Below are 11638 nucleotides of genomic sequence, written 5' to 3' on the forward strand. Positions count from 1 at the left end.
TCAGCTCACCGCCTCCGCGGTCAGCTCGAACACCTCGCGCAGCTCGTCGGTGGACAGGTCCGTGAGCCACTCCTCGCCCGTGCCGACCACGCGCTCGGCCAGGGCCTTCTTGCGCTCGATCATCTCGTCCACCCGCTCCTCCAGGGTGCCCGCGCAGATCAGCTTGCGTACCTGGACGTTCTTGCGCTGCCCGATGCGGAAGGCGCGGTCGGTGGCCTGGTCCTCGACGGCCGGGTTCCACCAGCGGTCCACGTGCACGACATGGCTGGCGGCCGTCAGGTTGAGCCCCACGCCGGCCGCCTTGAGCGACAGCACGAAGAGCATCGGCTCCGGGTCGTTCTGGAACCGGTCGACCAGGCGGTCGCGGGTCTTCTTCGGCAGGCCGCCGTGCAGCCACAACACCGGCCGGTCCAGCCGCCCCGCGAGGTAGGGCTGGAGCATCGTGCCGAACTCGGCGTACTGGGTGAACAGCAGCGCCTTCTCGCCCTCCGCCAGGATCTCCTCCGACAGCTGCTCCAGCCGGGTGAGCTTGCCCGACCGGCCCGCCAGCCGGGAGCCGTCCTTGAGCAGGTGGGCCGGGTGGTTGCAGACCTGCTTGAGCTTGGCCATGGTGGCCAGCACCAGGCCGCGCCGCTCGATGCCCTCACTGCCGGCGATCTTGGCCAGCATGTCGTCCACGACCGCCTGGTAGAGCGAGGCCTGCTCGGGCGTGAGCGGGCACCACTCCTTGACCTCCAGCTTCTCCGGCAGATCGGAGATGATGGATTTGTCGGTCTTGAGGCGGCGGAGGACGAACGGGCCCGTCGCCCGCTTGAGCGCCCGCGCGGCCTCCTCGTCCTGGCGGGCCTCGATGGGCTCCTGGAACCTGGTCCTGAACCGCGACCGCGACCCCAGCAGGCCCGGGTTGGCGAACTCCATGATCGACCAGAGCTCGGCCAGATGGTTCTCCACCGGGGTGCCCGTCAGCGCCAGCCGGGTGGGCGTCGGGATCGACCGCACGGCCTGGGACTGCAGGGTGCCGCTGTTCTTGATCGCCTGGGCCTCGTCGCACACGACCCGGCGCCATTCGTGCTGCTTGAGCGTCTCCAGGTCGCGGTACGCGGTGCCGTACGTGGTGATCACCAGGTCGGCCTCCCCGATCAGGGCGGCGTCGCGGCCGCTGCCGTGGTGCACGTAGACGCGCAGCCCCGGTGCGAACCTGGCCGCCTCCCGCTGCCAGTTGCCGATCAGGGACATCGGGCACACCAGCAGCGTCGGGGTCTCGGCCCGCTCGTGGACGAGCAGCGCCAGCGTGGTGACCGTCTTGCCCAGCCCCATGTCGTCGGCCAGCACCCCGCCCAGCCCCAGCTGCGACAGGAAGCTCAGCCACGCCAGGCCGCGCTCCTGGTAGGGGCGGAGCGTGGCGTCCAGCCCGGCAGGGGTCCTGATCGGCTCCAGCCGCCGCTCGGCCTGGCCGGACAGCAGGTCGCCGAGCACCCCGTCGGCGTCGACCTCCAGCAGCGGCAGCTCGTCGTCGCTCTGGATGACCTGCTGGAGGATGTCGGCCGCGGTGGCCTCGCCCGTACGCTCGCCCTCCACGGCCCTGAGCGCGGCCTTCAGCTGCCGGTCGTCCAGCTCCACCCACTGGCCGCGCACCCTCACCAGCGGCACCTTGAGCCTGGCCAGCTCGGCCAGCTCCGCCTCGCTGATCGTCTCGTCGCCCACCGCCAGGTCGACGCGGAAGTCGACCAGCTCCCGCATGCCGAACCCCTGGCTCACGGCCGCCGTCTGCGTCTTCGTCCTGGTGGTCAGCTTGAGCCCCAGCCTCGTACGGCCGGCCCAGCGCGGCAGCTGCACCCCGAACCCGGCCGCCTGCAGCAGCGGCGCGGCCTGCCGCAGGAACCCGAACGCCCCCGCCGTGTCCAGCGCCAGTTCGCTCGGCCGCGGCACGCGCAGGGCGCGGTCGAGCTCGGGGTAGAGCCTGACGGCCCGGCCCAGACCGGCCAGCAGCTCCCGTTCCGGGATCGAGGGCAGGCCTGGCACCCGTTCGCCGCTCCAGAGCTCGGCCGCCGGCACGTAGAGGCTGGGGTCGTCGGCGGCCTGCAGCGCCAGCTCGACCCGCCAGTCGTCGATGTCGTCAGGCTCCAGCAGGCGGAAGCACACGCGTGCCGCGCCCTCGGCCGCCGTGGCGGCGGTGTGCCACTTCTCCAGCTCGAGGCGGAGCTCGGGCACGTCGGGGCAGGCGGGGTCGTCGCCGGTCAGCGCGGCCAGCCAGCGGTCCTGGAGGGTCTTGGGGCGGGCGACGAGGGGTGCGGTGAGGGTGTGGCGGACGATCGCGTCGGTGAACGCCTCAAGGGCCTCGCGGAGCACGCCGGCGGAGGGACGTTCGGTGCGGGACGTACGGCACGCGGGCGGCATGGCCAGCGCCAGCTCCCGGAAGTACGCGGCGTCCGCCCCCGTCACCACAGGCCGCCACACGGCCCGCGCGTCGGCCAGGGGGAGAGCCCACACACCTACGACCCCATCGGCCCCAGAGCCGTCGGCCGAGGCGCCACCAGCGGCACCGAACCTGCCTTCCCGCCCGCCGCCACCACCGCTACCAGACCTGGCACCGCCACCACCGCTGCCGGCCGAGACGTCGCCGCGGCTGCCGCCGCTTGGCCGGGTGGCGGTCGGTTGGGCAGCGACGCCGGCTGGAGCGGTCCCGCTCGATGCCGCGGCGGTCGCTCGGGCGCCGCCGTCGCGCTCGGCACCGTGATCGCTCACCGCCGCATCGCCCGGGGCGTCAGGGGCCATGGCGTCGCCCACGTGGCCGGTGCCGGGGACGGCAGGAGCCGGGCCGGGGACGAGCTGGGGGATGACGCGGCCGCGGCGTACCAGGTCGCGGGCGAAGTCGGCGACGGCGGCCCAGTGACGCATCGTGGCGGTGGCGGGATGCTCTCCCAGCACCCGCAGCGCCGCCGCGGCGGGCGGCACGACGGCCGGCACCTGCCACAGGCGCAGCCGCGGCCGGGCCACCTCCGCGAGCCGCCCGGTCTCCGGCGACGGCAGCGGCTCCTTGATCGAGCCGGGAAGCAGCAGCTCCAGCGTCCGGGCCGGCGTGTCTTCCAGCCCCAGCGCGTCGGCCACGTCGGACGCGGGCGCGGCGAACGGATGCCGCCGTGCCACGTCGCCCCCGCGCGGACGGCCGGACGGAGTCACGGCGGCCACGTCGGTCTCCGCCCAGAAGGCGAGCCCGTCCGCCGTCCAAACCCCGTGTACCAGCACCTCGGCAGGTTACCTCCGCCGACGCAAGATCGAGTCCGTCTGGCATCCGCGGCATGAGGTGCCCGTCCGCAACGGCGACGCCCTGGCGCCGCTCCCACCTCATCGGTGAGAAGCCCTCATTCATGAGCAGCGGCTTATATATCCCATACCTGGAGGAGTAGAATTCTTGGTATGAACCCTCCCGGATCGTGGTGTGAACGGCCCAAGCCGCAGGCTCCGCCGTGCGAGCTCCCGTCTCCGTGGAGCAAGCCGAAGCAGCCGGACAACTGGTGTGACGTGCCGAAGGACCCCGTGCTCTCGGTCCTCGGCTTCGTGCTCAAGGCCGCCAAGCGCAAATAGCGCGTGATAGAAGGCCTTGCGCCTGGGTAGTCGCCTTCCTCAGCGGAGGAGGCGAACGTGAACGACACCCACAAGCTGGTCAACGATCTCTCCGACCAGGTTTCCCGGCTGGTCAAGGACGAGCTCCGCCTGGCGAGGATGGAGCTCACGGAGAAGGGCAAGCGGGCGGGCTTCGGCGCGGGCCTGTTCGGCGCGGCCGGCACGGTCGCGTTCCTCGGCGGCGCCGCGCTCGTGGCCGCCGTCATCCTGCTCCTCGCTCTGGTCATGCCCGGCTGGGCGGCCGCCGCGATCGTGGCGGGAGCGCTGTTCATCGTCGCCGCCGTGCTCGGCATGATCGGTAAGAACCAGGTGAAACGAGCCACGCCGCCGGTCCCCGAGGAGACCATCGCGAGCGTCAAGGCCGATATCGACATGGTCAGGGAGAAGGCACGGCGATGAGCGAGACCGACCCCGGATACAGCGATCAGCACGCCGGTGACGTCGGCGCGCGGAGGGCGACCGTGGGCACGCCGACCGAGCGGGAGTCCATCAACGTACCCCCGACGCGCCCGGGTGCGGCGGAGAACGCGCGGCAGGCGGAGGCCGCCCGCGAAGAACACGAGACATTCATCCCGGAAGCCCCCATACGAGATGAACGGTCCGAGGCTGCGGAAAGCCTGCGAACCGAGGAGGAGTCTCTGCGCGGGGCGCGCGGGAGCCATGGCGAGGGAGAGGACGACGACGTGCGCAAGAACATCAGCCAGACGCGGGAACAGCTCGGCGAGACCGTGAGCGAGCTGGCCGGCAAGGCCGACGTGAAGGGCCGGGCGACCAGCGCGGCCGAGACGGCCAAGGGCAAGGCGACCGAGGCCGCCGAGATGGTGAAGGGGAAGACCTCGGAGGTCGCGGACAAGGTCAGCGAGGCCACGCCCGACCGGGTCAAGGACGCCGCCGAGGAAGCGAAGAAGCGGCCCGTGCTGCTCATCGCCGCCGCCGGCGCGGTGGCCGCGTTCGTGGTGCGCCGCATGATGAGGCGCCGCAAGGACAAGTAGTGCCGCCTTCCCCCCGTGACGTTCCGGACCGGCCCGGCGAGCTCCCCCGCAGAAGCTGGTGGAACGTACTGAGGCGGACCGTCGTCGAGTTCAAGGACGACCGGGTCCAGGACCTGGCCGCCGCGCTCACCTACTACGCGGTGCTGTCGGTGTTCCCTGCGCTGATCGTGCTGGTGGCGGTCTTCGGGCTGCTCGGCAGGAACGACACGGCGGCGTTGGTCGGCAGCGTCGTGGTGCTGGTGCCCGCCGAGGTGCGCACCCTGATCGTGAAGGGGGCGGAGGCCGCCCAGCACGGCGGCGGCGCTGCGAGCGTCGTGGCGGTCGCCGGGCTGGTGCTCGCCCTGTGGTCCGCCTCCGGTTACGTGGCGGCCTTCATCAGGGCGGGCAACGCCATCTACGACATCGAGGAGGGCCGCCCGTTCTGGAAGACGACCCCGCTCAGGATCGGCCTCACGGTGCTCGCGACCGTGCTGCTGGCGCTCGGCGCGATCGCGGTCACCCTCACCGGCGACATCGCCGAGGCCGTCGGCGGCGCGCTGAACCTGGGGCCGGCGGTGGTGGTCATGTGGAACATCCTCAAGTGGCCGCTGATGGTGCTCGTCGCCGCGGGGCTGATCATGCTCCTGTACTGGGCGGCGCCGAACGTGCGCCAGCCCGGCATGCGCTGGATCAGCCCGGGGAGCGTGCTCGCGGTGGCGCTGTGGGTGGTCGTGTCGGGCGGGTTCGCTCTGTACGTCGCGTACTTCGGCTCCTACGGCCGGACGTACGGAGCCCTCGGCGGGGTCGTGGTGTTCCTCGTCTGGCTGTGGCTGTCGAACATGGCGCTGCTGTTCGGCGCGGAGCTGGACGCCGAGCTGATGAGGGAGCGCCGCATCGCCGAGGGGCAACCCGCCGAGCGGGAGCCGTACGCGGTGCCCCGGGATCCGCCGCAGGGCGATAACCTGCCGGAATGATGCGTCATATGGTCGCCGCCGCCCTGCTGGCCACCTTCGCGGCCGGGTGCGGCGGCGGGACCGCGGTGAGCGACTACGGCACGGTGGTCAAGGGCGCCAAGGGCGCGACCGTCCGCGTCGAGGTGAAGTCCGGCCAGCGGTTCTCGCTGGCCGTGCCCGCCAATCCGTCGGTGGGTGACAGCTGGTCGCTGGCGGCGATGCCGGACACGAAGGTGGCCTCCTACATCAGCGAGGAGCACGAACGCGAGGGGGACGGGGTCGGCGCCGGCGGCACGACGTACTTCGTGTTCAACTCCAAGCGGCCGGGGACGACCGAGATCAGGCTGCACGACTGCTGGCGGTGCGGCCAGGACCGCACGCCGAAGACCGAGGAGAGCAGGCGGATGTCGGGCGAGGCCGTCTTCTCCGTCACCGTCACGGGTTAGTCTCCGATCATGGACTTCATCCGGGTACGCGCCTCCGCGGACGGCGCCGAGGCGATCTCGTACTGGACCGGCGACGTATACGGGTGGCAGGACGACGACGGCCCCCACCACCTGTTCGGGTTCGAGGGCGTCAACGTGGCCAGGGCCGTCGAGTCCGACGGCGGCTGGCAGCTGCTGACCAGGGAGGCCGCGCTCTACCTCGACCCCCGCACCCGGCAGGTGATCGACACCTGGGACAACCCGTTCACGGGGCGGGCCGTCGAGGTGCAGCACGTCTTCAACGACCCGGTCAACCAGCGGCTCGGCGCCTACCCGGTGCCGGTCACGCGCCTGGGCGGCCACGTGGTCTACAACGTCGACGTCCGGCTGGCCTACCCGTCGCCGCTCAAGGTCGCCGACTATCCCGAGAACTCGGCGAGCGACACCTACCGGGCACTGGAGCTGTTCCAGTTCTTCGTCTCCGCCGCCGATCTCGACTCGGGCGCGGCCGACGTGCCGTGCGTGTTCTCCTGGTGCCGGGTCTCGCCGTGGCTGCCGTGGATGGCGATGGGGCAGCGCGGGGGCGGGCTGGTCTACCACTGCCGGGGCGCGAAGGTGCCGGAGGTGCCCGAGCGGCTGCGCGAGCGCGTGGGGGAGCGGTTCCTGCACGCGCCGGAGGAGTGGTCGGGGCCCAACATGACGAGCTGGACCGCCTTCGCCGACCGGGCCCGCCGATGAGCGCCGACCTGTTCTGCGAGATCATCGCCGGTGAGCGGCCCGCCCACGTGGTGCGGTCCGACGAGGTCGCGGTCTCGTTCCTCGACGTGCGGCCCGTTTTCAAGGGCCACGTGCTGGTGGTGCCCAGGGCGCACGTGGAGACGCTGGGCGACCTCGACGACGTCGGGCCGTTCTTCGAGCGGGTGAAGGCCATGGCGCGGGCCGTCGAGGCCGGGTTGGAGGCCGGCGGCACGTTCGTGGCCATGAACAACCGCATCAGCCAGAGCGTGGCCCACCTGCACGTCCACGTGGTCCCCCGGCACAAGAAGGACGGGCTGCGAGGGTTCTTCTGGCCGCGTACGAAATACGACTCCGCCGAGGAGGCCGCCTCGTACGCCGCCAGGATCGCCGAGGCACTCTGACTGCGCGCTAGGCTCAGGCCGCGTGGAGTACCTGGTGGGGGTCGCCGTGGTCGCGGTGCTCATGGGCGTGCCCGCGATCGTGTTGTGGCGGGTCATGCGCGGCCGCCGCGAGCTGGGCACCAGCCCGGCCGAGCGGGCCACGTTCGAGACACTGCACACCGCCTCGCTGGCGGGGCCGCCGCTGCGGGCCGGGCTCACGGCCGACGGCGCCGAGCGTGCCTCCAAGCACCTGCGCGCCCTGCTGGGCTCGGCGGCCCTGGCGATCACCGATGGCGAGCGGCTGCTCGTGTACGACGGCGCCGGCGACGACCACCACGCCGAGCAGGCGTTCGAGCACGCCGCCGCCACCCTCAAGGACGGCCGCACCCAGGTCCTGACCATCGACTGCGACCTGCTCGAATGCCCGATCAGGCAGGCCGTGGTCGTGCCGCTGACCACTGACGACCGGGTCGTCGGCGCGCTGGCCGCCTACGGGCAGAGCGCCTCGGCCGGACTGGTGAGGGCCGCCCAGGAGGTGGCCGGATGGGTGGACTCGCAGCTGGAGCTGGCCGAGCTCGACCGTTCGCGCACCCGGCTCATGGAGGCCGAGGTGCGGGCGCTGCGGGCGCAGATCTCGCCGCACTTCATCTACAACTCGCTCACCACGATCGCCTCGTTCGTCCGCACCGATCCCGAGCGGGCCAGAGAGCTGCTGCTGGAGTTCGCCGACTTCACCCGCTACTCCTTCCGCCGGCACGGCGAGTTCACCACGCTGGCCGAGGAGCTGCGCTCGATCGACCGCTACCTGATACTGGAACGGGCCAGGTTCGGCGACCAGTTGCAGGTCACGCTGCGCATCGCGCCCGAGGTGCTGCCGGTCGCGGTGCCGTTCCTGTGCCTGCAGCCCCTGGTCGAGAACGCCGTCAGGCACGGCCTGGAGAGCCGCAACGGCGTCGGCCGCATCACGATCGTCGCGGAGGACGCCGGGTCCGAGTGCCGCATCAGCGTCGAGGACGACGGCCTCGGCATGGACCCCGACCGGCTGCGCCTCATCCTCGCCGGAGAGATCGTCCCGGCCGGCGGCGTCGGGCTGGCCAACGTGGACGAGCGGCTGCGCCAGGTCTACGGCGACGAATACGGTTTGGTCGTCGAGACCGGCGAAGGGGCAGGCACCAAGGTCAACATCAGGTTGCCGAAATATCACCCAGGCGTATCTGCCCGTTGACCTCGATCTTTGTTGTCGGTTTTATCACTATCTATGGCACAACTCCGGGTCCTCGCGGTCGATGACGAGCTGCCCGCCCTCGAAGACCTCTCGTACCTGCTGCGCGCCGACCCCCGTATCGGCGAGGTGGCCACCGCGAGGGACGGCGCCGCGGCCCTGCGGCTGCTCGACCGGGCCATCGCCGACGGCAGGCCCATCGACGCGGTGTTCCTCGACATCAGGATGCGCGGGCTCGACGGGGTGGTGCTCGGGCGGCTGCTGTCGCAGTTCGCCAACCCGCCCCGGGTGGTGTTCGTGACGGCGTACGAGGAGCACGCCGTGGACGCCTTCGAGATCAAGGCCGAGGACTACCTGCTCAAGCCGGTACGCCCCGAGCGGCTCGCCGAGGCCATCCGGCGGGTCGCCGTGTCGGCCGACGTGCCCGTCGAAGGCAGCGAGACCGACACGATCCCCGTCGAACTGGGCGGGGTGACACGGTTCGTCTCCAGCGCCGACGTGATGTACGTCGAGGCGCAGGGCGACTACGCGCGCCTGCACACCGCGGCCGGCAGCCACCTCGTCCGCATCCCGCTGGCCACGCTGGAGGAACGCTGGGCCTCGGCCGGGTTCGTCCGGGTGCACCGCAGTCACCTGGTGGCCGTCAAGCACATCGAGGAGCTGCACATAGACTCCGGCAAGTGCACCGTACGGGTGGGCGACACGGAGATCCCGGTCAGCCGCAGGCACACCCGCGAGCTACGCGACCTGCTGGTACGCCGCGCGCGGAAAGGCAGAACCGAATGAGCCCCGAACCGCGCCCCGGCCGCCGCGGGCCGCTCCCGCGCACCGACCCCGCGCGCCGCGACCCCTCCCGGCGGGAGGACCCGCCCCGCAGAGTCGACGCCTTCCGGCGGACGGACACGCCGCGACGTGTCACCGTGACGAGCCCGCGCACCGCCGCCGCCCGCCGCCCCCGCTACCCCGCCACCCGCGAGATCGACGAGCAGACGCGGCTCGGTGAGGTCTACATGCGCTCGCTGCTGCGCACGCAGTTCCGGCTGGCGCTGTTCGTCTGCACCGTGCTGGCCTGCGTGGTCGGCGGCCTGCCGCTGCTGTTCCTGCTCATCCCGGAGCTGCGCGAGGTGCACCTGCTCGGCGTGCCGCTGCCGTGGGCCGTGCTCGCCGGCCTGATCTATCCGGCCTTCGTCATCGGCGCGTGGCTGTACGTCCGCCAGGCCGAGCGCAACGAACGCCACTTCGCCGAACTGGTCGAACGCCGATGAGCCTGACCGCCGTCCTGGTTGTGGTCGTGGCGGCCGTGCTGATCGGGGCGTTCGGCATCAGGTTCTCCCGCACCACCTCCGACTTCTACGTCGCCTCACGCACGGTCAGCCCGCTCTGGAACGCCTCGGCCATCGGCGGCGAGTACCTGTCGGCGGCCTCGTTCCTGGGCGTCGCCGGGCTCATCCTGTCCTTCGGCGTCGACATGCTGTGGCTGCCCGTCGGGTGGACCGGCGGCTACCTGGTGCTGCTGGTGCTGGTGTCGGCGCCGCTGCGCCGCTCCGGGGCGTACACGCTGCCCGACTTCGCGGAGGCCAGGCTCGAGTCGATGACCGTGCGCCGCACGGCCAGCGTGCTCGTCGTGCTGATCGGCTGGCTCTACCTGATGCCGCAGTTCCAGAGCGCCGGGCTGGTGCTGCGTACGATCACCGGCGCTCCCGTGTGGGTCGGCGGGCTGCTGGTCGCCGTCGTCGTCGCGGTGAACGTGCTGTCCGGCGGCATGCGGTCGATCACGTTCGTGCAGGCGTTCCAGTACTGGCTCAAGCTGACGGCGCTGGCCGTGCCGCTGGTGTTCCTGCTGCTGGCCTGGCAGGCCGACGGCGCGCCCGGGGTCAGCGCGCAGGACGCGGCCACCTGGCAGATGCCGCTGTCCGGGGCCAAGGAGTACGGGCTTTACTCGACGTACTCGCTGATCCTGGCCACGTTCCTGGGCACCATGGGGCTGCCGCACGTGCTCGTGCGCTTCTACACCAACCCGGACGGCCAGGCCGCCCGCAGGACCACGCTGGTGGTCCTGTCGCTGCTCGGCGCCTTCTACCTGCTGCCCGCCGTGTACGGCTGGCTCGGCCGCCTCTACGCGCCCGATCTGGCGCGCACCGACACGGTCGTGCTGACGCTGCCGGCGAAGATGATCGGCGGCACGCTCGGCGACCTGCTGACGGCGCTGGTCACGGCCGGGGCGTTCGCCGCGTTCCTGTCCACGTCCTCGGGGCTGACCGTGTCGGTGGCCGGAGTGATCGCCCAGGACCTGCTCAAGGGCAGCGTGCGCTCGTTCAGGATCGCCACGCTCATGGCTGTGGCGGTGCCGCTGGGGCTGGCGCTGTGGGCGCGGGCGCTGCCGGTGGCCGACGTGGTGGGGCTGGCGTTCGCGGTGGCGGCCTCGTCGTTCTGCCCGCTGCTCGTGCTGGGCATCTGGTGGCGCCGGCTCACCACCACCGGCGCCTTGGCGGGGTTGTTCGTGGGCGGCGGCCTCGCCTGCGCCGCGGTGCTGGCCACGATCACGGGGACGTCGTACGGCGGCTTCATGAAGGCGCTGCTGGCCCAGCCGGCGGCGTGGACGGTGCCGATCGCGTTCGCGGTGATGGTGGCGGTGTCCTTCCTGACCCCGCACCGCGTCCCGCCCGGCGTGGCCAGGACCATGGTCCGCCTGCACACCCCGGAGAACCTCGACCTCGACCGCGGCGACTGGCGCCCCCGGTCCTCCTAGCTGATCCGCAACGCAGGGTAGCAAGACGACCACCATAGAGTTATGAACTGGCCCTGCAGCGGTCCCTTCCGCCCGGATCTGGCGTCGAGTGGCGCCGGCGTCACTACGGTCCGCACAGCCTTCGTCTTGCGGAGGTCGAACGGGACCTGTCTGAAGCAGGTGTCATCCAGGTCGAGGAGAGCGCCGACCCCTTCGCCGGATACCGCGAATGCATCGTCCACCTGATCGACGCGCCGCACGTCGACATCGATACCGAGTTCGCCGAAATCATGGACGGGGTTCTCGCTGAATATGGTCGATGGTCGGCAGGCCAGCTGCGCGATCTCACCTATCAGACCGGTGGACCGCCGCTCCCCGACCTTGGTTCCGGCCTCGCGCGGAACGGACGATGAGCCTGGCGGGGTTGATGACCTTGTCGAGGAGAGCCGGCAGCTCGCCGAACACCGGGCCGAGGCGACCCGACAGCTTCTGGAGGAATAGTGCCGGGTGGGGACTCTCCGAATCCCGGCTGAGGCGAGGTCGCCGCAGTCCGCGACGCGGTTCATAGCCGCCTGCGGCGTCAGCTCCGGCATCCAG

Annotated in this window: 12 protein-coding genes; 11 read left to right on the forward strand and 1 reads right to left on the reverse strand. The window is 71.6% G+C overall.

Going from position 1 to position 11638, the window contains the following annotated elements; genetic code table 11:
• Positions 1-3246, reverse strand: a complete 3246-nt coding sequence (locus ID574_RS05875; protein ID WP_188187694.1) for a DEAD/DEAH box helicase — start codon at positions 3244-3246, stop codon at positions 1-3.
• A 171-nt stretch (positions 3247-3417) separates the two neighbouring features.
• On the opposite strand from ID574_RS05875, the gene ID574_RS05880 reads away from it, so the two are divergent.
• Genes ID574_RS05880 through ID574_RS05930 form a run of 11 tightly spaced genes read left to right on the forward strand, consistent with a single transcriptional unit; the run spans position 3418 to position 11062 of the window.
• Entirely contained in the window at positions 3418-3585 is a 168-nt protein-coding gene (locus ID574_RS05880; protein ID WP_188187695.1) for a hypothetical protein, read from the forward strand.
• 57 nt (positions 3586-3642) lie between these two features.
• Positions 3643-4023 (forward strand): phage holin family protein, encoded by a 381-nt coding sequence (locus ID574_RS05885; RefSeq protein ID WP_188187696.1) that lies wholly within the window; start codon positions 3643-3645, stop codon positions 4021-4023.
• Positions 4020-4616 carry a DUF3618 domain-containing protein gene (locus ID574_RS05890; protein WP_188187697.1) on the forward strand — a complete coding sequence of 199 codons (597 nt, stop codon included), beginning with the start codon at positions 4020-4022 and terminating at the stop codon, positions 4614-4616. The genes ID574_RS05885 and ID574_RS05890 overlap by 4 nt, the downstream gene beginning before the upstream one ends.
• Positions 4616-5569 (forward strand): YihY/virulence factor BrkB family protein, encoded by a 954-nt coding sequence (locus ID574_RS05895; RefSeq protein WP_188187698.1) that lies wholly within the window; start codon positions 4616-4618, stop codon positions 5567-5569. Before ID574_RS05890 ends, ID574_RS05895 begins: the two co-directional genes overlap by 1 nt.
• The gene (locus ID574_RS05900) at positions 5566-5994 is read left to right on the forward strand and encodes a protease inhibitor I42 family protein (RefSeq protein WP_188187699.1); all 429 of its coding nucleotides are present in this window, start codon (positions 5566-5568) and stop codon (positions 5992-5994) included. Before ID574_RS05895 ends, ID574_RS05900 begins: the two co-directional genes overlap by 4 nt.
• Positions 5995-6003: 9 nt before the next feature.
• On the forward strand, positions 6004-6711 hold the full coding sequence (locus ID574_RS05905) for a DUF1838 family protein (protein ID WP_188187700.1): 708 nt from the start codon (positions 6004-6006) through the stop codon (positions 6709-6711).
• Positions 6708-7112: an HIT family protein gene (locus ID574_RS05910; RefSeq protein ID WP_188187701.1), complete on the forward strand. Its 405-nt coding sequence runs from the start codon at positions 6708-6710 to the stop codon at positions 7110-7112. The genes ID574_RS05905 and ID574_RS05910 overlap by 4 nt, the downstream gene beginning before the upstream one ends.
• A gap of 22 nt (positions 7113-7134) precedes the next feature.
• Positions 7135-8316 carry a sensor histidine kinase gene (locus ID574_RS05915; RefSeq protein WP_188187702.1) on the forward strand — a complete coding sequence of 394 codons (1182 nt, stop codon included), beginning with the start codon at positions 7135-7137 and terminating at the stop codon, positions 8314-8316.
• Between the two features lie 33 nt (positions 8317-8349).
• The gene (locus ID574_RS05920) at positions 8350-9099 is read left to right on the forward strand and encodes a LytR/AlgR family response regulator transcription factor (protein WP_188187703.1); all 750 of its coding nucleotides are present in this window, start codon (positions 8350-8352) and stop codon (positions 9097-9099) included.
• On the forward strand, positions 9096-9578 hold the full coding sequence (locus tag ID574_RS05925; protein ID WP_223166386.1) for a hypothetical protein: 483 nt from the start codon (positions 9096-9098) through the stop codon (positions 9576-9578). Before ID574_RS05920 ends, ID574_RS05925 begins: the two co-directional genes overlap by 4 nt.
• Positions 9575-11062 (forward strand): sodium/solute symporter, encoded by a 1488-nt coding sequence (locus ID574_RS05930; RefSeq protein WP_188187704.1) that lies wholly within the window; start codon positions 9575-9577, stop codon positions 11060-11062. Before ID574_RS05925 ends, ID574_RS05930 begins: the two co-directional genes overlap by 4 nt.
• Positions 11063-11638: the final 576 nt, after the last annotated feature.

Source organism: Nonomuraea sp. SYSU D8015 (assembly GCF_008065375.1).
Lineage (GTDB): Bacteria > Actinomycetota > Actinomycetes > Streptosporangiales > Streptosporangiaceae > Nonomuraea.

Coding starts and splice junctions, on each gene's coding strand:
- ID574_RS05925 (WP_223166386.1), top strand. CDS start 9,096: ATGAGCCCCGAACCGCGCCCCGGCCGCCGCGGGCCGCTCCCGCGCACC.
- ID574_RS05930 (WP_188187704.1), top strand. CDS start 9,575: ATGAGCCTGACCGCCGTCCTGGTTGTGGTCGTGGCGGCCGTGCTGATC.
- ID574_RS05910 (WP_188187701.1), top strand. CDS start 6,708: ATGAGCGCCGACCTGTTCTGCGAGATCATCGCCGGTGAGCGGCCCGCC.
- ID574_RS05905 (WP_188187700.1), top strand. CDS start 6,004: ATGGACTTCATCCGGGTACGCGCCTCCGCGGACGGCGCCGAGGCGATC.
- ID574_RS05880 (WP_188187695.1), top strand. CDS start 3,418: ATGAACCCTCCCGGATCGTGGTGTGAACGGCCCAAGCCGCAGGCTCCG.
- ID574_RS05920 (WP_188187703.1), top strand. CDS start 8,350: ATGGCACAACTCCGGGTCCTCGCGGTCGATGACGAGCTGCCCGCCCTC.
- ID574_RS05900 (WP_188187699.1), top strand. CDS start 5,566: ATGATGCGTCATATGGTCGCCGCCGCCCTGCTGGCCACCTTCGCGGCC.
- ID574_RS05890 (WP_188187697.1), top strand. CDS start 4,020: ATGAGCGAGACCGACCCCGGATACAGCGATCAGCACGCCGGTGACGTC.